Raw genomic sequence first — 21493 nt, 5'->3', positions numbered from 1 at the left:
CTATATGTACTTTATACGTGTGAAAAGAATATACTACCTTATTATCACAACTTAGGAGTGATTATTTTTATGTGGATATCATCCAGAGTTACTGCCGTGGTTCCTTCGATTTCCGAAATACACGCTCCTGCCGTTCATACAGCTAGTTCTGATGTCGGTATTGAACTTCCCGCAACTTGGCAACACTATCAAATTCCCGGTCAAGTTACTCCCTCGTTTTGGCATCACGGAGCACATCCAAGTAGTACCACCTTTCAAAGCCACGCTTATCCTCCACAACCTCAGGCTCAAATTTTTTATCATTTCCCTTCAATATATTTCCAAAATTTTTATGGTACTTTTAACATTTAAAATACATCATCTCATAGCTACTTCATTCAAACGAAAAAAGCACTTAAGAATGTAATTTATACAAATCTTAAGTGCTTTTTAATATTTTTATAAAATTTCCTTACTGCCCATTATTAGCAGGGACCTCTCCTGCATTACCGCCAGTATTGGGTTCTGTGGTCGCTGGTGGAGTCGTATTTCCTTGACCTCCTCCGTTATTCGCTGGAGGGGTCGTATTTCCTTGACCTCCCCCGTTATTTGCTGGAGGGGTCGTATTTCCTTGGCCTCCTCCGTTATTTGCTGGAGGGGTCGTATTTCCTTGACCTCCTCCGTTATTCGCTGGAGGGGTTGTATTTCCTTGGCCTCCTCCGTTATTTGCTGGAGGGGTTGTATTTCCTTGGCCATTTCCATTATTTTGTTCATTTTGTTTCTTTTCTTCTTCTTGTTTCTTTTGCTCTTCTAGTTTCTTTTGTTCTTCTTGCTTCTTAAGTTCCTCTTGTTTCTTTTGTTCTTCTTGTTTTTTAAGATCTTCTTGTTTCTTTAATTCTTCTTGCTTTTTCTCTTCTTCAGTCTTTTGCTGTTGATCTTGTTTTGGTTGTTCCGTTGTATCAGGTACGCTCGTATTTGGAGAAGAATCACGTTTTTCCCCTTTTATACGTAGCTCACTACCTTCTTGAATAACACTACTTGGCATTTTAAAGCGTGATTTGTCAGTAGCAAACTCACTCATCATTTCTTTAAAGATCAACTGTGCAATTTTCGTATTTTTACTACTAATATACTCGTCTTTACCATCTTTCATATATCCAGTCCATACCGCCATCGTATATTGCGGCGTATAACCTGCAAACCAACTATCACGAGTTGCACTTTCTGGAATATTAAATTTCGCTAATTGTTTTGAATCATAGTTTGTTGTACCTGTTTTACCAGCTACATCTAAAGAACTAATATTGGCCGCTGTACCAGTACCTGATGTCACTACTGAACGAAGCATATCAGTAATCATATATGCTGTAGAGTCAGCTATAACTTGTTTTGGTTTTTGCTCAAAACTTTGTGACTTGCCGTCTGGATAAACTACTTTCTTAACAAAATGCGGTTTTGCATACTTTCCACCATTACCAAATGTCGCATAAGCACCCGCTATTTCAGTTGGTGATACTTCGTTTGTACCAATAGCTGTAGATTCTGCTGGCGGTTTATTAAATGTAATACCTAATTTCTCAGAGAATTCCTTTGATTTATTAAGTCCTACTTCTTTTGCAGTTTTAACTGCCGGAACGTTACGTGACATTTTTAACGCTTCACGCATAGTAATTGGACCTAAATGACTTCTGTCCGCATTTCGAAGTTCTTGTCCAGTTGAATATTTAAATGGAGAATCATCAATTTGATGATACGTAGCCCATTTTAAGTATTCAATTGCAGGACCGTAATCAAAGATTGGCTTCATCGTCGAACCAGCTGCACGATCTAACTCAATTGCCATATTATGCCCTTTAAATACTGCTTTATTTTCACCGCGCCCACTACCTATAGCACGAACTTCTCCTGTTTTCGTATCCATAAATGTAAAAGCTCCTTGGAACTTATCATTTGGATAATTAATAATATTTTCATTTAAAATCTTATCAGCAAATTCTTGCGCTTTTGGGTCTAATGTTGTATAGATTTCTAAACCATCTGATCCAATATTAACATCTGGTATTTCCTTTTCTACCTCTTTAACTACTGCATCCATAAATGCAGTATGCGGCATTGCTTGAAGTTCCGTTGCTGTCTTAAGCCCCTTTGTCACTTCAACTTTCGAAGCTTCTTCCATTTCTGCCTTCGTAATATAGCCATGTCGATTCATTAATCCTAGTACAACATTTCTTCTTTCTGTTGCTCTTTGAATATTCTCCGTTTTCGTTGGATCATAGTTATTCGGTGCTTTCGGTAACCCTGCAAGCATCGCGACTTCTGGTAATGTTAAATCTTTCAATTCTTTACCATAGTAGTTTTGTGCTGCTGTTGCGATACCATATGAACGGTTTCCTAAGTTAATTTTATTTAAATACATTTCCAAAATTTCATGTTTTGAATATTGTTGTTCTAGCTTATACGCTAAATATATTTCCTGGACCTTACGTTTCGATGTTTTTTCCATCGATAAGAAGTAGTTTTTAATAACCTGTTGCGTTATTGTACTTCCACCTTGTGAACCGTAATCTCCTTTAAGACTCACCAAAACAGCACGGGCAGTACCTTTGAAGTCTACCCCGCTATGCTCATAAAAACGTGCGTCTTCTGTTGCTAAAAATGCATTTTCTACTAATTTAGGAATTTGATCATACGTAACATTCGTCCGTTTTTCTTTCCCGTATTCATATACCAAATCGCCATTTTTATCATAAATTTTTGAGGATAACGGATTAACAAGTTTTGCTTTCTCAAGTTTTGGTGCATCCTTAATCATTACAAAGAAGGTAGCAACTCCCCCCACTAAACCAACAATACCAAGTAATAAACAAGTAATTAAAAACTTGCGAAAAAATGATGTTTTACCTTTTGGTTTTTGTGTTTTAGAAGCTGGCTGTTTTTTCTTTTTAACTTGTCGTCGCTCCTCTCGAGAACGATAATTTTCTGACATGTTACTTTCTCCTGCCTTTCAATTCTCCCGTTGATTTACTTAAAAATATTGAGGTCACTTTCTAAAATGAATTGAATTAAGAAAGTATATTGACCTGGAGCATTCAATATTTTCCTAATTCACAGATTATAAATTTTAGAATGCTTGTTACACAAAGTATTTTCACTTCTATTTTTCTAATAATGCTGCCCCTTTAAGCATAGAATGTAAAAAGTGAATTTTTAATACCTCGTATAAATAATATACCTTTTTTTCAAATGGTCAATATTTTCTTATTTATAAATCAAAGGTGAAATAAAAATAGCACAACGATATGTACTTCGTGTGAACTTCCTTATAATTACGTATAACGAACATTTAATATATTGCATATAAGTATAATACCTCTTTAATTATAAAGATTTCAACATCACAACCTCAACATCTATAAGAAATTATTAAAAATGAAAAGTGAGGAGTTGCGTAATGATGGAGTTATCTCCCGTGATTTCCAAAACTATAGTTGCTGTTGGATATAATCCTTTTTCTATGATTTTACGCATTCAATTAAAGAATGGACTGTATGATTTCTTTAACGTTCCTGAAAACATTTACACCGGTTTACTAAACGCACACTCTAAAACGAATTATCACAATACTTATATTAAAAATTCTTACCGCTACACCAAAATATAAACTTAACCAGAATAAAAAAAGAAAGGAGGTGGTCCCCCTTTCTTTTTAAAATCGTTTCGCAACTCAGCTATCTTCTGTTCTTTTTATTTATTTCATCATATGCTTGAATTTGTTTTTTTAAACGCCGATCTGCTTTTTTATCATGTACAACTAATATCGCATGTATAACTCCTGGAACCCAAAATATTAATGTTAATATGAAATTAATTATTGCTTGAATTGGCTTTCCGCACAATAATACGGCTACAGGCGGCAGAAGAATTGCCAGTAAATACATCATCTCTTGAAAACTCCTTGTTTTGTATTTTTTATCTCTCTTCATACGCTATTTAAAACATTTTTTTGCATTTCTTATATTTTTATTAACCACTAATGACTTTTCTACTGTTATATATTCTATCCCAATGCCAAAAAACCTACCACTTCAACTTTTCTACTTATGTAAAATTGAAATGTTACATACCTCCTTTACATGAACAATTTCATATTATTATTTTTTCTAATCTTTCTTCTTTCTCTATTATAGTTAATCCAATCGCAGAAATAGCCGTTCCTATCGCTTGTATCCAAATACCTATAAGGGCTGTTATTCTCTCATTTTTCTTATCGCCTAAACTATTTTCCTTTTCTATTCCATTCTTCGATATATTAACAATACCTTGATACGCTTGAAGTCCAGCGCCTAAACTTTGCAGAGAATTGCCTAGTATAATAATTCTCTGTATTGCTTTCATCTGAAGCAAGGCTGCTTCTACTCCTAAAAAAGCTCCAATTGATTGTAAACTGTTCCCGACAATTATAAGATAATCATTCTCTTTCAATTTTTCATTTATATTAAAATATGTTCCTATTACATTTGATATATTCCCTAATGCTAATAACTCAATGCCCATTTTATCGAGCATTTCACTTTTATTCTCCAAATACATATTTTGATTTTCTCTTTCACCTTCATCTTCGGTATCATTACTCGCTATAATTTGTAGTATATACCCGAGGGCTTGTAATGAGCTTCCTACAATTACAAGATCTGATTCCACCGTCTCTTCTCCAATAAATCCTCTTGTCGTCCCAATAGCCGCTGTAAGATTGCCTCCTACTTGAAACCATGCTCCTGTCACTTTTAAACCGCTTGGATTCATTTTTATCACCTATTTAGAAATTTTCTAATGTTTCCGAATTACAAAATCCGTATCCTATACCTCATATTTATTTTCTATATGTAATTTTGTGCATTCTATAATGTATTAATCATACAAAAAAGCACCTAACAGGTACTTTTTTAAACAAAGTGTGTAGCTAATTAAAAGATACTTATACAATTCAATATATATTTACATACATTCTGGGCATGTCAATGAAGCACCATTTTTATCTATTGTTATATTCAATATATATTGAATCGCATGATGTGACCACATTTCAGGTGTGGGTGATTCATTTACGTACTGTGGTGCACATGAATACAGCATTGGGGTACTAATACTTCCGCCCGGATCTAAAGCAACAACTGCCATACCATTGGGCAATTCCAGTGCCATAGATTTCGTGATACCTTCAATTGCAAACTTTGAGGCACAATATGGCGCAAGTTCAGCTTCCCCCTCTCTCCCCCAACTAGAACTCATATTAATAATCATTCCTTCTTTCCTGGCTACCATCGCTGGGACAAGTGCTCTTATTACATTTACTACACCGTTTACGTTTATATTCATTACGTTTTCGAATTCTTGAACGGTTACTTTCCACAGTGGCGCATTTTTATTAACAATCGATGCATTATTTATTAACAAATCCGGCGCTCTATGTCTATTAAGTATATCATTTGCCCAATTACTTACTTGCTGAGAATCTGAAACATCAATGATTTGAAAATCATGTGTATTACCATAATATTTTTTTAATTCTTCAATTTTATCTTTTGATCGTCCACAACCAAATATACTCCATCCCAATTCATGAAATCGATCAACCATCGCACGTCCTAACCCTTGCGTCACTCCTGTAATAATGACTATTTTCCCAATGTTGGTTCGCTTCAAGTATCTCTCCTCCTTTACAACATATTACACTCTTCCTTTTCATTCATCTATTTACTAAAGTATCAACTCATCTCATACTTTAGAAGGAGTTTTTATGCAAATAAAAAGAGTAACCATAACAGTTACTCTCGCTTATATATCAAAAAAATCATTATTTATTTCGTTATTGCTTTTAAATTTCAACTTCTCTTTCCCGCACTTCTCACACCGATACATATAAACTACACCTAGCTTACCTCTTTTAAAATCTTCATTATCCTGTGTCTTTATAAATCTAAATCTATGCTTACAGTGAGATTCATCTAAAAAAATTCCAAGCCACTTTTTCAACATAGAACAGTTCTCCTCTATGAAAGAATTTTCATCTAACCTGATTACATACTCTTATGTAATTTCTCAATCTCATTTTGTAACTTTTTAAATTGTTCAAAATGCATGGTGATAGATTGACTGTTTCCATAATCAACACTATGCTTCACCAATAAAACACCAGTATCATGAAAAATTGCTTCAAGTTCTTTTCTAATGGATACTTTCGTTATATGTGCTGTTTTAATAGCCGATAAAATTGCAATTTCATTAAACTTTAATTTTATTTCATTTGGACAAAATGCTTCTTCAACCAATATAACTTCATTGCTATAAATAAGTGCAACAAGATTACTTGATTTTGCATCTGTTAAATCTACTTTTTTTATAACATTATTCATTACATTTTGCCTCCTTTATTTTCGTATATAATAATTATACAATTGTTTTTTAATTACTAAACCTTACATTCAGTTTAACACACTTTTATTATGAGCTACACTTCAAACGTTTACTATTCCACAATTCTTGTTACATGAACCATTTGGACTATAACACCATATATTGGTGTTAACAAATTATTGTAAAGTGGGTGAAAACTATGCCCTCAGTTGTAGGGAATTTAGTTGTACAAAATAGTAACGGTTCATTTAACTTAGGTGATTTCTACAACGTTTCTCCGAAAGAAAATACGAAGGCCTATAATGGATCTGGCGCTTCAAATGTTGGTTTTGTTGTTAATACTTTTAATGGTGTTAGCGCGACTAATACGTTTGACTCTGACCTTGCAGATCAAAACCAAGTTGGTACAGCCTAGTCCTATTTTTTCATCGTTCTGTTTAGGAATTTTAAATTTGTCTATACTATAATCAGGCTGTTACACAGCTAATGTTGATTTTTGGAGTACCCTATCTTTTTCTCCCTTTCCCTGGGGCTTAGCAGCTAGTATGAAGCTAGCTGCTTTTTCGTTTCATTTTTTCTGTTCCACATCTAACATAACGTAAAGTAAGCTAAAAGTTAAATTTTAGCTTACTTTACGTTATTTCAATAATATCCGTAGTATTAAATACGTAAGTTTTATAAAACGCGTCAGTACACATTACAATGCGCTTTAGCGGATTTATATGTACAACTGTCATATAGCTTGTAAGTATGTACCCACCTTCAAAATATGTCACCAATATTTCTTTCTCAGACAATAATGACATTAATAATCTATCAAAAATCCTCTCTTTTGCTTCTTTTGTTAAGAGTGGTTTTTGTACTTTAAATTTCTCTCCAATGACCTTTCGCATACTTAATAACTGTTCCGATATTACTGTAAATGGAACCCATTCTCTTTTTGCTTCTTGCATCTTTACATCATTCATTTCTCTATCTCCTCGATCATTTATCCATTCTATTTCAAACATATTGCGCTTCGATTATTCTTTAACAATTGCTCGGCTCATATTTCTCCCGGATGAACAGGTAGGAATTCTCCCCCCTCAAAATTCAAGACATACAAGGAAAGTAAGTCGAAAATCAACTCCCCGTAAACACCCGCTAATTACAGTTTCACTTTATTTCTAAATTTTATAATATCTACACGGAAAGAACGTTCGTTCTAATTATACACGAACCTATGTTCTTTTGAGAAGACATTTATTTTTTCTTCATCAAATAATCTTTTCACTTCCCACTTAATAGGAAGTGAAAAAATCAACTAAAAAATTTTAATTTTTTCGAGTTTATTAACCATCTATAAATGAAAGCGTATATTATAAAGAACGAACTCACAAAATTTAGAGGGTTTATAACGGACTACAATTCGTTCCTTATAAATTCCTAAGAAAAGAGAGCAGTGTAAACACTCTCTTTTCGTACATACTTTATAACACTAATAAATAATTGATCTTTATTATTAAATATATTTTGGTTGTACTATTATATGTAACTCCCTCTCTGTTACTGCTTTTTTCGGGTTTCGAAAATACTCTAATTCGTATTTTAATACTTCATAGTCAACCATTCCGATCTTAATCCCTTTCGTTTCTTTTAAAATAGCTAATAGGTTATTTATATCTTCATCATACGATTCAAAAATTTTCCCTCCGTCTTCTCTTTGAAAAATTACTTTCACATTTTCTCCCCCCTATATAATTTATTTATCTATTCAATAATTCATTTAAGAGTATTCCTTAAAATTTCATACTAAAAAGAACATCCATCTTAATAGAATGCTCTGCTTTTCACTTCATTTAGCGTCAATATATTTCAATCTTATTGTATGTTTCATTCTGCAAATTATGTTTATCCACTTCTATAAAGTGAAACTTTAATCCACTCAAGCTTTGTTCATTACTGACTAATAATTAGCTCACACAAATCTTACTACCTACAAATAATGGGCTAAAATTAATTAATTCGTTTTATTTTTAATGAGATGAAACAAAACATTATAATATCAACATTCTATGAAGTGATGATTAACCTACTTCAAAACAATTACATAAATTCCCATTGTAATTCTTAATATTTAAATGTAATATTGTATTGTCTTACTATCTATTTATAACTCACACACTAATTAGAAAAGTGAACCTATAAAGGTTCCCTTTTCTAATTACAGTCATTATTTCTTTTCTAAAAATTCAAATGTCTTTTTACAGTCTTTATCGTTCACCTTGATATCAGCATCTTTTAATAAATCATTGACTACTTGTTGCTTCCATTTACCTGTCGTATCTTGTAGTCTTTGCTGTTCTAAATCTTTACGAATATCATCTTTCACTTCATCAAATGGCTTCAATTCTTTTTTATCTGTCACTTTAATAATATGGTAACCATAAGTTGTTTTTACCGGATCACTTACTTGTCCTGCATCTAATTTATATGCAGCTTCCTCAAATTCTTTCACCGTTTTCCCTGGTGCAAAACCAGCTATTTCTCCGCCTTGTTCTTTTGAACCAGTATCCTCTGAGTATTGCTTCGCTAAAGCCGCAAAGTCTTCACCATTATTTACTTTCTCTTTCACTTCTTTAGCAGTCTTTTCATCTTTCACTAAAATGTGACTTACTTTCAGTTCTGGCTTATAGTTATCTTTGACATCTTTTTCTGTGACAGTAGCTTTAATCGCTTTTTCAAATGCAATTTCTGGCTTCATTTTTTCTTTTAATTCATCTTCATTTTTCAATCCAACTTGCTCTAGAGTCGATTTGAAATTGTCGCCCATTTTATCTTTTGCTTCTTCTACTTGTTTTTTTGCTTCTTCATCTGAAACTTTATATTTATCTAGCAATGCCTTACTTAACACCATTTGATATAAAGTACTCTCCCCATATTTTTGTCTTAACTCTTTACTTAACTCTTTCTCTGTAACATTTCCTACTTTTGATGTTACTACGTTACCCGAGGAACCACATGCAGATAATGCCAGTACTACGCATGAAATAATCGTTCCTAAAAATAGCTTCTTCTTTTTCAATTCAAAATACCTCACTTTTATTATTATATAAGAATAACTATACAGTGTTGTTGTGTATACAATGTGTTTTCTACATGTAATTCATTTCATGTGAAAAAACTATGTGCCAGTATATAACATTAGTTAATCAATCTATCTTTTGCACTAATACTAGAATTATTTTCTCTATTACTACTAATCTTCGTTTTTTGTAATTAATCTTCTTTATACGATGAAACATATGTATGAACGCTAATTTACTGTGTTTTTTGTGATTATTCTATATTAACAAAAACAATTTATCTCTCATTTCTTTTATATTTCAATTCAAAAATACTATCTTTACACTCTATATAAGATTCAGTAACAATTTTATCAGTGGAAGCCTCGTTTATCGCCCGCAATAACTCTACAAAGTAACGTTAATGCATACGAAAAAGACATTTCCTATTAATGAAAATGTCTTCTCACAATTTAATAAAACAGTTTTGGTGTTAAATCTGTATTTTGTAATTGTGCACTTTCCCTGCTCGAAACACAGCTTGTGGAGAATAATATTGGGATACCACAAACGTCATCGTTCATTACATCATGAAATACATTTGCAGCAACACCAGTAAATGTTTGACATAAATTTGAAATATCATCATTAAAAAATTGAATCACTTGCGCAGCAAAAACTGGAAAGACAACATTTGACCCACCAGGGAGCTGTGGTTGTACAACAACTTGTTCAAAATAAGGATTATTTTCTAACGCCACTTGAAATAAATGGGCAATTTCAAATGCATCTAGAGGACATGGAAATGGATTTACAATGTCATTTTCCTTATTAGTGACAATAACTGTTACACTTACATTCCCAAATTCTACAAAAGATTTTAGGAGCGTTGCTAACGCTCTCGCTTTTTCATCACTTAACGCGTGCACTAAAATAATATAATTCCCGCCAACTGGAATCAACGGACCAACTGTAACAGTTGGATCAGCACCAATTGAATTTTTTAACTCATTGAAATATGTGATCCACGGCGGTGAAAGCTGAGCTCGTGCATTTTCTTGCACTCTTTCATTACCTCCTAATACAATTCTTACTATTATGATATGTAGCAAGGAAAAAAGTGTATTAGATAGATTACTTATTTTTCACTTTTATATATTATATTATTTAAACATTTCATAAAACATTCTTAGTCTGTACTCTTTTTCCACATTTTTACCATGCCATAAAACTCCATATCATTATCAACTCAACTAAAAGTTCATATTATATTAGTACGTCTTTATAATACGAACGAAAAAACACAGTATACAATACTGCATCATAGGAGCTGATTTCATGGAGAAAAAACCTATTGTTTTCAAAGTCCCACCAAATTCAAAATTAAAAGTTACATTTTTCGGTCCTTGTAACGAAGTAATTACAAATGTTTCTATAATTAATCAACTTTCCACACCTAAATGTCAAACTATTACACAATATCCAAACTATACGAAATATGAAACTGAAGTACGATCATTATCGAGCTGTTAATCCATTCTATACAAAATCCTTACAATTTGGTTAACTACACAACCTTATTAATAGACTAAAATTACTCATTTCATGATATTCCATTGATAATCTATTGATTTTTTACACGTTTTTATTAGCAGAGCATATATTATCGTATGGAGATTATCCACTCATAAAACCTATCTTTCTTTAGAGCATACTTTTTATGTATGCTCTTTTTTTATTTACCCCACGTGAAATATAAACCTGATAACTTTTATATTTCACATGGGGTAAATTGACCTGCCTTTTATAAACAATCTAGTCAAGGTTTCCCTCACAATACTCCTTTATTTATTATACATTCACTACTCTGTTAAATTTCTATATCCATTCAAGCACCATTCACCTAATATATTTTCCTTCTAAATGGACCAAAGATGTATTAACATTCTTTATATACTCAAGGAGGTTAAATATGTTCAAGTTTCATCCGATACTACTCATCTTAGGATTTATTTTATTTTTATATAGTGTACTGTTCTTAATGTTATCAATAGCAATACCTGCACAAACCGATGTTAAATATGTAATTTCTATATAGTAATGAAAAAGCCTGTAATTATACGGACATAAATTAAGATGTCTTTTTATACCGTTAGGCAACTAGCAAATGTAACGCCAAAGAACTTTTACAACCTTGGTACTTACTCTTTTTATTACCTGCAGAAGATCTAATACTTAAAATAAGATAGCCCTTTCAACATCAAAACTGTAAAAAATAATTTTAAAACTTTACCTTTCATCATTACATCTTTAGCATGTGAAATTTTCATGAAACAAACTATTTTTAATCAATTTACTTATATATTTTAAAAAACAATAATAATCCCCCCACCATTCGGTACAGGGGATTAACTAGACCTACTGAAAAGTATTTTATTCTCTTCGTTATTTAATTGGAGAAGGGAATCTTGCTGCTTCAAAATGTGAGCCGTCTTCCGAAGTACTTAAAACTCCGTCTATGCTACTTTGTGCATAAACCTCAACTTGATCTCCTTCATGCAATTGAATAATCGTCGAAACACTTACTACATTTCCAAAACCTATTGGACCAAAAAAGTCATTATCTATAGCTATTGCTGCGTTTCCATTCACACGAATTTCTACACGAGCCCTATAATTTAAATTAAAATCATTTGGAAAAAAACCAATCGTGCCAATAATAGAGTAAACCCCTCTAGTCTTCGGAATAAAAATAGATGTTGCTGGATTATACTCATTTGCTAAATCAAATTGTTCATCCTGGAATAATACCTTTACAAAAGTATTGGCAGGAACCGTTTGATCCACCGTATTTCTAGCTCTAAATGCTGATGCCCTAACAAGCTTATCCTTGTTTTCATTACACTTACTAGTGTTCTTACAACAGTCATGCTGTTTCTTTTTATACTCTTTACAATACTTACAATAGTTGTAGCAAGACATACTAGTTCCCCCTTTCATGCTTATTCCTACATATTATGTAAGAGGGACTCGTAATGTTTGGACGAGCTAAAATCTTTTCTAATAAGGGTGCCCTATACTTACACCCTTATTTTTATACACAATTCTATTTCTCTCTCCTTATAAATTAAATACAGTTCCATATGGGATGGTAAGAAAAGGACTTCCATATGGTGTAATAGGTTGCACTGGATAAAAATATTCCATAGATGAATAATACGGCTCGATACCTTGTTGCTGCATTTGCATTTGTTGTTGCATTTGTAACGCTTGTTGAACAGCTTGAACCGTACTTTGTGCTCCGCTAAACGTGATTGATGTACCATACGCTGGTCGCATACTAGCTTGATTAGCAAAATATGAATAAAACATTATTTTCAACTCACTTCCATATAAGCTATTACAAACCATAGTATGATTCTTTTTTTAGGAAGTGCTGAAAACTAGTACATTAGCTTTTATTAGGTTTCTCATTTCATTTTTTCTTTTAGTCGCTTCAATTTCATATTTCACTTACTCGTTTCAATTATTAAACGTGATTGAATTTTTAAAGCAGAATAAAAAAAGGAATAACCTTACATAAAGTAAAACTTTAATCAGTGGGGTTTTCTTCATCCCCCACTGATTATTAGTTGAACCAATCGGACTTTAATGGACAGTTGATTCCCCACCTAAATTCTTTGCTTTCGCTGAATTTTGAGGTGGGGGTCTTACTGCCCATTAAAGCGGGATAAAATTCTAAATGGAACTCCATTAGACCCTAACTTAATTAAGCTTATAATTATCACCAAATCTTTACAATAATACTAATCTCATAAGAACACCTTCATTTTGTTTACATATACTTTTACAAAACATTCTTGGGTATATCACATATAACATATACTCATAAACACTTTACATCTAGAAACAAATATTGATCATTACATGTACTTACTATTTAAATTTTTTAAAAGGAGGTAATTATGAAAAATAATCAAAACTCAAACGACCCGTGCAAAAAGTTCCAATTCCCCTGTTTTATTTCTATATCCTCTTGCAATCAAAGTAATTGTTGTACACCTGTTTTTTTCTCATTTTCTCAGCAACAAGAATTATTGTCCCTAATTAACCAATTAAACCAAGCAATCCTTTCTTTCTTTACCACGCCAAATCCGACAACTATACAAATACTCCAATCTGCATTACAGGCATTAAACGATTTAATTATTACAGTGCAACCAAATACTCCAAATAGAAATTTAGTTATACGAACTATAACTCAATTAATTAATTCCTTACCTACTGCATCGCTTACTCAAATCTCTGCGTTATTTCAATTTCTATTCCAAAATTTATCTTCGCTCATTAGTTGTTCCAATATATCGGACCCATTGTTACAACAAACATTTAACTTAATTTTGCAAGGAATATTGAATAGTTCTCTATTAAATATTACCGGAATACCCGGTCCTACTGGCGCGACTGGACCTAGAGGATTTCCAGGACCTAAAGGAGCGACTGGACCTCAAGGTGTCCAAGGTATTCAAGGGCCAGAAGGACCAGAAGGAGCGACTGGTCCTCAAGGTGTACAAGGGCTTCAAGGGCCGGAAGGACTTGCAGGAGCGACTGGTCCTCAAGGCGTGGAAGGGCTTCAAGGGCCAGAAGGACCACCGGGACCGACTGGGCCCCAAGGTGTGCAAGGTATTCAAGGACCACCGGGACCACCAGGGCCAACTGGATCCGGGACCGGAATGGGAGTTCCTGGACCACCAGGGCCGACTGGACCTCAGGGGGTACAAGGAATTCAAGGGCCGGAGGGACCAGAAGGACCAACTGGACCTCAAGGTATCCAAGGGCTTCAAGGGCCAGAAGGACTCGAAGGGCCAACTGGACCTCAAGGGGTGCAAGGAATGCAAGGACCGGAAGGACTACCAGGGCCGACTGGACCTCAAGGGGTGCAAGGGATTCAAGGGCCAGAAGGACCACCTGGACCGACTGGAGATTGTGAATGTCCACCGGGGCCGACTGGACCGACTGGGCCGACTGGGCCAACCGGACCGACTGGACCTGCATGTAATTTCCTTGTTTATGTTACAAACGCAGGAGCCATAGATGATCCAACAAATGATACAGTATCTGTAATTAACACCGGAACAAATACAGTTGTTGCTACAATCACTGTAGGTAATGCACCTCTCGAAGTAACCGTTTCTCCAAATGGGACTCGCGCTTATGTTACTAATATTTTTTCTAATACCGTTTCTGTTATTAATACGGCTACGAATACAGTTATTGCTACCATCCCTGTTGGATCTAATCCAATCGGTGTAGCTGTTTCTCCAAATAACACAACTGTTTATGTTGGAAATCATGGTAATAATACCGTTTCTGTTATTAATGCTGGTACTAACACTGTCATTGATACCATTCCTGTTGGCAACGCTCCGCAAGGAATCACTGTTTCTCCAAATGGAGCCTTTGCATATGTTGCAAACGAATTAAGCAACAATATTTCTGTTATTGATACCGCTACGAATACAGTTAGCGCTACCATTCCTGTTGGCATTCGTCCTAGAATAATCGTCTTTACACTAGATGGCACTCGTGCCTATGTCACAAATCAGAATAGCAATACTGTTTCTGTTATTGACACCACTACGAATTCCGTTGTTAATACAATTAGCGTAGGTTCTGAACCGGTTGGTATAGATATTACACCAGATGGCACTCGTATTTACGTTGTAAATAAAGTAAGTAATAATGTATCAGTAATAAGCGTGGCGACAAATACTGTAATCGATACAATTCCTGTTGCTTTATCGCCGGATCAAGTAACGATCATACCAGACGGCACTCTCGCATACGTTACAAACCAAGGTAGTAATACTGTTTCTGTTATCAATACTGCTACAAATACGGTTATAGATACGGTTCCAGTAGGTGTTGCCCCAACTGGTATAGCAACCGGAACTATTTGTGAATAATATAAAAAACAGAGGGACAAAAAATATGTCTCTCTGTTTTTTATTTTTTGTGCTCCTTAAAAATTTCATATTTATAGCCGCCCCCTCTACGTATTTCGTTTTAATCGTAATATACATGAAGAGGATATTATTCGTCTCATTTCATATTATCTCATGTATACTTCTATACATTTGTTTGTAAAACCCATTGTATTAAAAGAAGTAACCGAGTATCTTTACGAGCTTAAATAGATTCACAAATTATCTATATCACGCTCTAACCTTATTTTCATAACCTCCTATTGACCACCCTATAAAATTTCACAAAATAAAAAAGCAGCTGTTATGCTACATTATATTCGTTTTATCCCCAAGAAAAATGATATATATATTCTCCCGTTACACTTTGATTAATCCCAATAATTCTAGCAAACCTCATTAAGTCCGCTCCTTGAAGAAAATACATCGCAAGTGTAATTGGCACTTGTGACCACATGAATTGATAAAACTCTTCGACTCTTTGGTTTGTTGAAACAATTAAATCATTTACAGGCCCTTGATTCCATACAGAAGTTCTAACTAAATTAAACGGAAGATCTTTCCCATTAACCACTATTCGCGCCATACTTTGAGTTATGTCCACATCAATTCCCTCCATCATTACAAAAATCGGACCTGTGTATTTACTCCTTTCTTTATAAATATTCTTAACCTTCATAAATGTCTAAGGCAAACCTCTATTTTTGCTTCTATTCAAATGAATTTATTTCACACAGTAAACAGGCAAATGAAATTTCAGTATTACTCTCCTTCAACTTCCGTATCATTTCCCCCCTTATTCAGCTTGACAATCCGGTATGCAAAATTACATATCTTATTATCTCAATATCACTTTATTTACTACAAGTTGATAGAAAAACATTCAAACCAATTGATAAATCAACGTTTGTAATTTAATTCCTTATTTTAAATTCCACTCCTTTATTTTTAAACACTATATTCGAATAATTACATTGGAATTTCTTGTTGTATACACATCTATCTTTTTCATGTATTATATACGAGAAGAGTAAGGTAAGAGTTACTCTTTGCCATTTTAGGAAAGGTCCTGTTGGAAACAACAGGACCTTTTTTCGTATTTGCAAAAGCAATCTTAATTTTCTCATTCCTTACATCTATCGCTTCCCTAAATACATTTTCAACCATTTCAGATTTAATCTCCCAAATATAAGATGCTATACGGACTCTTCTGAGTAAACGGCTACTCGTACTATGTGGGCTTCTCTTTACATACCCAACTTTACAATCCATCCCTACCGATTTATTGTCGTTAATCTTTTTAATTACCATAGATTGTTTGACTATTTCTTGAACATGATTTGTATCAACTTACATTACTAATTCCTTTCTAATCATAATTACTCTTCGTGTTAATTCATTAATCAGTCGTTGCAGTTCAGTAATTTGAATTCTTAATTCAACAATAATAAATCTTTTTTAATTTTTCTCTTTCTCTAGATCTTTTGTTTTGTTTTGTTTAAATGGACTAATCAATTAATTCAACTATTACATATTAATAATCCGTTCATATACTATAGTAGATTGCTAGAAAGGAGGCGTAACCATGGATAGTTGCGTTGTGTTTGTAAATGGACAACCTTTTTTAGTTCTTTCAGTAGCTGGTATCGAAATTGCTAGATTAGAGATTTCGCTTCAAGTAGCATTGGCTCTAAGAGTACTTGGAATACCAATTTGTGATTAATTACCACATCCAAAAAAAGAGAGCATTAGCTCTCTTTTTTTATTTTCCCTATTATCCCTGAACAAAAAAGAGCGCTTTTCTTAAAAGCACTCTTTCCAAGGAATTTACCAATTTCGACGATCATCATGATCATGATCACGTTCATGATTACGTCTGCGACGACACTCATCACAATCGCAGTCACGATCACGTCTACAACGACTGTCATCACAATCTCTGTGTCTGCATCTGCCGAACATTAAATCATCCCAAAATCTATCACAATCTCGAAAATTATTATTCCATCCCATAAATATGATTACCTCCTCTATAAATAGAATTCATTATATTCTATGAATAAAAGGGGAAACAGCTTGTTTACTAGCCTATGTTTGGTGTTTTAAACTAATAATATTCCTATTTATTCTTCAAATTGCTAGTCTACCTCCTTATCTTTCCTTAACAACAAACAAAACACCCACCAGATCACAGATATTGGTTTAATCATTATCATCATTCCTATCTCCTAAATGAAACTAAATCAATGGTTGTTATATTTACTCTTTTTCTTTATTGATTAACTGAGTAATTTCATAGACACCGTTTATCAAATATTCCATGTGTCTTCACCCCTTGAATAATTTTTAAATAAAAATACATACTATTTTCAAGCCGCCCCACGGCTAATACTTCTTTCTTTTGTTACACCAGAAGTAGATAGGTTCTTCACTTATCTGCTTTCTGTGTATATTTTTTTAAATATCAAAAATAATACCAACAAGCTGTTTGAACTAGCAGCTTCACTCTTCTCGCAATGGGAATGCAATTTATCACAATTAGCTAACTCATTCGACTCACTGGCAGACAACCAAATTCGTTGTCTGCTTTTTGTATGAGATTTTTTCGTTTTACATATACTACTTTTGAACCTGTAGACCAATACGAGCCATTTTGGTGCTTGGGATTTCCCTTCCTGGGGATAAGTATTTTTACTTATCCCTTTTTTGTATAGACACGTACATTTAGGTTAAAACTAATTACAAACAGATTTTCTGTTTATTCGTAGTTTTAACCAAGAATACTTTTCTCCTACTAAAGGACGGCAGGTACGACTGCTAGTCCTCTTTTTCTTATATCGCATACTCTCCCTTCTGGTAGCTTCGAACCACGTTCCCCTCATCATTGTAGTAAGCAATTTCCCAATAAGGATGGCAATTATGCTTCTCAATTTCCCCATCGAACAAAACGAATAGATTAGTTTTCCAGTTTCCAACAATTTACCCCACATGCCAATTACATTTTCTTAAACGCTTGTTCTACGCTATACATTCGCTTACTATCAAAAACACCTTCGTTCTCGCACGTTACAAACTTCATGAATTCAGCCATCGGCATTATTAGAAACTTTGTTCTGAACTTTTGCCAATACAGGAATCTTGCCTTTCCTTCAGTTTCCGCTACCACATATTCTTCATTCGGCCATTGTTCGAAAATGGTAGTGAGTTTGAATTTGTAAAGGACCACTAGCCTTTCACCTCCCCCTTAATTAGCAATCAACTTACGGATCAGTTTTTCATTTCTTGTGTCTAGTGCGTAATCGATGAGTTGGTATTTTATGGACTTGTCAATTTCATCGTGATCTTCCCCATCAATATACGTTTCAAGTGAACACTCATCATCTTCATTTGAGCTGTATAAAATCGGCAAATCATGGCGATACCGCTAATCAATGATTTGATAGTAATGGAAGGATATTGATTTTGAAGGAAGAACTTTATCTATTAATCGTTCCCTCTCTCATATCACAAAAAAACTTCATAAACCTAAAACATCTATAGGAAATAGATTGCTGGTTTTGCCTGACATTACTTTAATGGCATTAAATGACCATCTGCAAAAAATTTCTGAGGAAAAAGAGCGATATGGTTGAAGGCTATAACAACTACGGTTTGGTTTGTCCGCCATATAACGGTAACCCATGTAATTTCAGAAGTTTGACATAGCTCATGAAAAAGCTTATAAAGAAAAGTGAGGTTCCTAATATTCGTTACTAGGATTTAAGGTGTATATCCAAAAATCACAAATGAATGATCAGGACATAGAAGCAGTCGAAGATATTGCAAACAATCTATTTCATCAAAACTATTGTTTGCAATATGTTTGCAATTACGGATTTTGCATAAAAATACTAGCATATCCGATTGACATTGAGAGGAGTCAAAAACATGAAAGAAATCAAATCAGAACAGGAATTCAAAGACATCATCGCAAGCGAGGAGCCAGTAGTTGTTAAGTTCTTTACTACATGGTGCCCAGATTGCGTACGTATGGACAACTTTATCGGAGATGTGATGGAAGAGTTCAATAAATTTGAATGGTATTCTATTAATAAAGATGAGTTCCCAAGTATCGCTGAAGAGTATCAAGTAATGGGTATTCCAAGTTTACTTGTATATCAAAATGGCGAGAAGCTAGGCCACTTACATAGTGCTAATGCAAAAACTGAAGAGCAAGTTACTGAGTTTTTAGAAGCATACTAAGATGAAAACCCTCTGAAAAATATTTTCTAGAGGGTTTTTATTTTTTCCAAATCAGCTGTCAGAAGTGTACATATTTGAACTCCCTTCTCCTACCCCTTCTGTTATACATAGATCCAAATCGCGTTCATATCCTAACTTTGCACTTTACAACATATTTTTCCTTCACGAAACTTTGTTATCCCCTTCTTAAAAAGCTAAAAAACGTCAACAATGTTTGTATAGACCCACACGACTTTCGTTTGATACTCTATTTATAGAAAGAAATTCCTTGTAGAAAGGTGAGTGATTAAAATGGATACTCTTTCTCATAAAGAAGCTGATAAAGGTGCGATTGTCAGCATTATGGCCTACATATTTTTATCCTCTATGAAAATCATCATCAGTTATATTACCCTCTCTAGCGCATTACGTGCTGACGGTTTAAATAACTTAACGGATATCGGTGCTTCTTTAGCTATATTAATTGGTCTAAAAATCTCTCGGAAACCTCGTGATCCAGATCATCCTTATGGGCATTCGCGTGCAGAACAAATTGCATCACTTGTTGCTTCTTTTATTATGGCAACGGTCGGATTAGAAGTTGTTATTAGTGCCATTCAATCTTTTTTAAATCCGAAACAAGCTGCACCTAATGTACTTGCTGCATGGGTAGCTTTATTTTCTGCTGTCGTTATGTACTGTGTGTATTTATATACGAAAAAGATTGCAGCACGAACAAGAAGTAAATCATTAGAAGCAGCTGCAAAGGATAATTTATCAGATGCCCTCGTAAGTATTGGTACAGTAGTAGGTATTGTCGGTTCGCAGTTCCAAATGCCTATTTTAGATCCTATTGCTGCTTTAATTGTCGGTCTTATTATTTGTAAAACTGCATGGGAGATTTTCGTAGAAGCTTCTCATATGTTAACGGATGGAATCGATCCAGATAAGATGGAAGAGTACGCTGATGCGATTGAACATATTGGTGGCGTAGAAAACATCGTAGATATTCGTGCTCGTATGTACGGGAATCAAACGTACGTTGATATTACAATCGAGGTAGATGCTCGTATGGATGTTGGAGAAAGTCACTGTATTACTGACAACATCGAGGCAATGCTTCGGAAAAAATTTGGCATTTATCATGCGCACATTCATGTTGAACCAATGGAAAAAGAACCTATTATGACATAGGTTCTTTTTTAATGAACGTTTTATGAAATATAACACATAAAACGAGCCAGCTACCGCCAGCTGCCCATCCTGCTAATATGTCAGATGGATAGTGAACGCCAAGATATATTCGGCTAACTGAAATAGATAATACAACAAAGCTCGCTATAAAAATAATCAACAATTTTTTATGCAACGTAATACGTTCTTCTGTAATCGTGACGTATGCAATAAATCCTAAAAAAGCAGTAGCATTCATCGTATGACCGCTCGGAAAACTATATCCAGTTGCAGTAACAAGCTGCGACACATCAGGTCTTGCTCGCTCGTACCATTGTTTAAGCATACTGTTTAAATAACGAGATCCATAATAATTAATTGTTAGAAGTAATGCACTAAGCAACTTTTTTCTAACGAGAAAATACATTACAAGAATAATGAGTAACGGAAAATATATTCTTTTGGAACCGATAAACGACACCCAATTAAAGTAGGCTGTCAAATAATCGTTTCGAAAACTTTGAATAAAATGTGCGACTATATTGTCAAATTTCTCAATACAAGCGGTATGATACGAAAGTGATAATACGACAAAACAAATGAGTAGCGTAAAACTTAACAAGTATAAATGTCGATATCGTTTCACATACATAACCTCACTATGCAAAAAAATGGAGC

26 protein-coding genes and 1 pseudogene are annotated in these 21493 nt (G+C 34.0%); 10 read left to right on the top strand and 17 right to left on the bottom strand.

Annotated features, from left to right (window positions below; genetic code table 11):
• Nucleotides 1-69: 69 nt before the first annotated feature.
• Nucleotides 70-351: a hypothetical protein gene (locus EKQ63_RS12745; protein ID WP_073530220.1), complete on the top strand. Its 282-nt coding sequence runs from the start codon at nucleotides 70-72 to the stop codon at nucleotides 349-351.
• A gap of 100 nt (nucleotides 352-451) precedes the next feature.
• Here EKQ63_RS12745 and EKQ63_RS12740 read toward each other — a convergent pair whose 3' ends face one another.
• Nucleotides 452-2965: a PBP1A family penicillin-binding protein gene (locus EKQ63_RS12740; RefSeq protein ID WP_143881092.1), complete on the bottom strand. Its 2514-nt coding sequence runs from the start codon at nucleotides 2963-2965 to the stop codon at nucleotides 452-454.
• 465 nt (nucleotides 2966-3430) lie between these two features.
• Here EKQ63_RS12740 and EKQ63_RS12735 point away from each other — a divergent pair, with 465 nt between their 5' ends.
• On the top strand, nucleotides 3431-3640 hold the full coding sequence (locus EKQ63_RS12735) for a KTSC domain-containing protein (protein ID WP_000970366.1): 210 nt from the start codon (nucleotides 3431-3433) through the stop codon (nucleotides 3638-3640).
• 67 nt (nucleotides 3641-3707) lie between these two features.
• Here EKQ63_RS12735 and EKQ63_RS12730 read toward each other — a convergent pair whose 3' ends face one another.
• From EKQ63_RS12730 to EKQ63_RS12710, 5 genes are all read right to left on the bottom strand, one after another.
• A complete protein-coding gene (locus tag EKQ63_RS12730; protein ID WP_087952456.1) occupies nucleotides 3708-3920 on the bottom strand; it encodes a YqaE/Pmp3 family membrane protein in 213 nt (70 codons plus the stop codon).
• A 202-nt stretch (nucleotides 3921-4122) separates the two neighbouring features.
• The gene (locus tag EKQ63_RS12725; protein ID WP_087952455.1) at nucleotides 4123-4782 is read right to left on the bottom strand and encodes a DUF6944 family repetitive protein; all 660 of its coding nucleotides are present in this window, start codon (nucleotides 4780-4782) and stop codon (nucleotides 4123-4125) included.
• Between the two features lie 192 nt (nucleotides 4783-4974).
• A complete protein-coding gene (locus EKQ63_RS12720; protein WP_087952454.1) occupies nucleotides 4975-5682 on the bottom strand; it encodes an SDR family oxidoreductase in 708 nt (235 codons plus the stop codon).
• A gap of 132 nt (nucleotides 5683-5814) precedes the next feature.
• The gene (locus EKQ63_RS12715; protein WP_087952453.1) at nucleotides 5815-6015 is read right to left on the bottom strand and encodes a hypothetical protein; all 201 of its coding nucleotides are present in this window, start codon (nucleotides 6013-6015) and stop codon (nucleotides 5815-5817) included.
• A gap of 41 nt (nucleotides 6016-6056) precedes the next feature.
• Nucleotides 6057-6392: a hypothetical protein gene (locus tag EKQ63_RS12710; protein WP_088327878.1), complete on the bottom strand. Its 336-nt coding sequence runs from the start codon at nucleotides 6390-6392 to the stop codon at nucleotides 6057-6059.
• Nucleotides 6393-6592: 200 nt separating this feature from the next.
• On the opposite strand from EKQ63_RS12710, the gene gerPF reads away from it, so the two are divergent.
• Entirely contained in the window at nucleotides 6593-6808 is a 216-nt protein-coding gene (gene gerPF / locus EKQ63_RS12705) for a spore germination protein GerPF (protein WP_001141565.1), read from the top strand.
• A 217-nt stretch (nucleotides 6809-7025) separates the two neighbouring features.
• On the opposite strand, the gene EKQ63_RS12700 is transcribed toward gerPF, so the two are convergent.
• From EKQ63_RS12700 to EKQ63_RS12685, 4 genes are all read right to left on the bottom strand, one after another.
• Nucleotides 7026-7361: a YolD-like family protein gene (locus EKQ63_RS12700; RefSeq protein WP_088326921.1), complete on the bottom strand. Its 336-nt coding sequence runs from the start codon at nucleotides 7359-7361 to the stop codon at nucleotides 7026-7028.
• A gap of 533 nt (nucleotides 7362-7894) precedes the next feature.
• The gene (locus tag EKQ63_RS12695; protein ID WP_029438172.1) at nucleotides 7895-8113 is read right to left on the bottom strand and encodes a hypothetical protein; all 219 of its coding nucleotides are present in this window, start codon (nucleotides 8111-8113) and stop codon (nucleotides 7895-7897) included.
• 492 nt (nucleotides 8114-8605) lie between these two features.
• Entirely contained in the window at nucleotides 8606-9457 is an 852-nt protein-coding gene (locus EKQ63_RS12690; protein ID WP_143881091.1) for a peptidylprolyl isomerase PrsA, read from the bottom strand.
• A gap of 453 nt (nucleotides 9458-9910) precedes the next feature.
• Nucleotides 9911-10501 (bottom strand): hypothetical protein, encoded by a 591-nt coding sequence (locus EKQ63_RS12685; RefSeq protein ID WP_087994819.1) that lies wholly within the window; start codon nucleotides 10499-10501, stop codon nucleotides 9911-9913.
• A 274-nt stretch (nucleotides 10502-10775) separates the two neighbouring features.
• On the opposite strand from EKQ63_RS12685, the gene EKQ63_RS12680 reads away from it, so the two are divergent.
• Entirely contained in the window at nucleotides 10776-10970 is a 195-nt protein-coding gene (locus EKQ63_RS12680) for a hypothetical protein (protein ID WP_000412568.1), read from the top strand.
• Nucleotides 10971-11409: 439 nt separating this feature from the next.
• The gene (locus tag EKQ63_RS30480) at nucleotides 11410-11535 is read left to right on the top strand and encodes a hypothetical protein (protein WP_254912630.1); all 126 of its coding nucleotides are present in this window, start codon (nucleotides 11410-11412) and stop codon (nucleotides 11533-11535) included.
• Between the two features lie 347 nt (nucleotides 11536-11882).
• Here EKQ63_RS30480 and EKQ63_RS12675 read toward each other — a convergent pair whose 3' ends face one another.
• Both EKQ63_RS12675 and EKQ63_RS12670 read right to left on the bottom strand, forming a co-directional pair.
• On the bottom strand, nucleotides 11883-12419 hold the full coding sequence (locus EKQ63_RS12675; protein WP_087952448.1) for a C1q-like domain-containing protein: 537 nt from the start codon (nucleotides 12417-12419) through the stop codon (nucleotides 11883-11885).
• A 138-nt stretch (nucleotides 12420-12557) separates the two neighbouring features.
• Entirely contained in the window at nucleotides 12558-12809 is a 252-nt protein-coding gene (locus tag EKQ63_RS12670; protein WP_087952700.1) for a DUF3947 family protein, read from the bottom strand.
• A 593-nt stretch (nucleotides 12810-13402) separates the two neighbouring features.
• Here EKQ63_RS12670 and EKQ63_RS12665 point away from each other — a divergent pair.
• On the top strand, nucleotides 13403-15403 hold the full coding sequence (locus tag EKQ63_RS12665) for a beta-propeller fold lactonase family protein (protein ID WP_087994820.1): 2001 nt from the start codon (nucleotides 13403-13405) through the stop codon (nucleotides 15401-15403).
• Between the two features lie 343 nt (nucleotides 15404-15746).
• On the opposite strand, the gene EKQ63_RS12660 is transcribed toward EKQ63_RS12665, so the two are convergent.
• Nucleotides 15747-16100, bottom strand: coding sequence for a hypothetical protein (locus EKQ63_RS12660; protein ID WP_087952446.1), 354 nt, complete (start codon nucleotides 16098-16100; stop codon nucleotides 15747-15749).
• Nucleotides 16101-16429: 329 nt separating this feature from the next.
• Nucleotides 16430-16693 (bottom strand): terminase small subunit, encoded by a 264-nt coding sequence (locus tag EKQ63_RS12650; protein ID WP_223290798.1) that lies wholly within the window; start codon nucleotides 16691-16693, stop codon nucleotides 16430-16432.
• Between the two features lie 313 nt (nucleotides 16694-17006).
• Here EKQ63_RS12650 and EKQ63_RS12645 point away from each other — a divergent pair, with 313 nt between their 5' ends.
• The gene (locus tag EKQ63_RS12645; protein ID WP_000376554.1) at nucleotides 17007-17144 is read left to right on the top strand and encodes a DUF3956 domain-containing protein; all 138 of its coding nucleotides are present in this window, start codon (nucleotides 17007-17009) and stop codon (nucleotides 17142-17144) included.
• Between the two features lie 104 nt (nucleotides 17145-17248).
• Here EKQ63_RS12645 and EKQ63_RS30210 read toward each other — a convergent pair whose 3' ends face one another.
• The gene (locus tag EKQ63_RS30210) at nucleotides 17249-17434 is read right to left on the bottom strand and encodes a hypothetical protein (RefSeq protein ID WP_087952444.1); all 186 of its coding nucleotides are present in this window, start codon (nucleotides 17432-17434) and stop codon (nucleotides 17249-17251) included.
• A gap of 982 nt (nucleotides 17435-18416) precedes the next feature.
• A complete protein-coding gene (locus EKQ63_RS12635) occupies nucleotides 18417-18647 on the bottom strand; it encodes a hypothetical protein (RefSeq protein ID WP_087994822.1) in 231 nt (76 codons plus the stop codon).
• A 277-nt stretch (nucleotides 18648-18924) separates the two neighbouring features.
• Between EKQ63_RS12635 and EKQ63_RS30685 the strand changes: the two are divergent.
• The 3 genes and pseudogenes from EKQ63_RS30685 to EKQ63_RS12620 form a co-directional block, all read left to right on the top strand.
• Nucleotides 18925-19123, top strand: a pseudogene (locus tag EKQ63_RS30685) (site-specific integrase); the annotation flags it as partial.
• 225 nt (nucleotides 19124-19348) lie between these two features.
• Nucleotides 19349-19663 (top strand): thioredoxin family protein, encoded by a 315-nt coding sequence (locus EKQ63_RS12625; protein ID WP_000658777.1) that lies wholly within the window; start codon nucleotides 19349-19351, stop codon nucleotides 19661-19663.
• Between the two features lie 291 nt (nucleotides 19664-19954).
• Nucleotides 19955-20836: a cation diffusion facilitator family transporter gene (locus EKQ63_RS12620; RefSeq protein ID WP_000380386.1), complete on the top strand. Its 882-nt coding sequence runs from the start codon at nucleotides 19955-19957 to the stop codon at nucleotides 20834-20836.
• Here EKQ63_RS12620 and EKQ63_RS12615 read toward each other — a convergent pair.
• Entirely contained in the window at nucleotides 20826-21461 is a 636-nt protein-coding gene (locus EKQ63_RS12615; RefSeq protein WP_140168531.1) for a phosphatase PAP2 family protein, read from the bottom strand. The two genes, EKQ63_RS12620 and EKQ63_RS12615, sit on opposite strands and share 11 nt — an antisense overlap.
• Nucleotides 21462-21493: the final 32 nt, after the last annotated feature.

The organism is Bacillus sp. BD59S (genome assembly GCF_007363175.1).
Taxonomy (GTDB): domain Bacteria; phylum Bacillota; class Bacilli; order Bacillales; family Bacillaceae_G; genus Bacillus_A; species Bacillus_A pacificus.
Note: the sequence above shows the minus strand (reverse complement) of the source record. Positions and strands in the feature narration are given on the sequence as shown.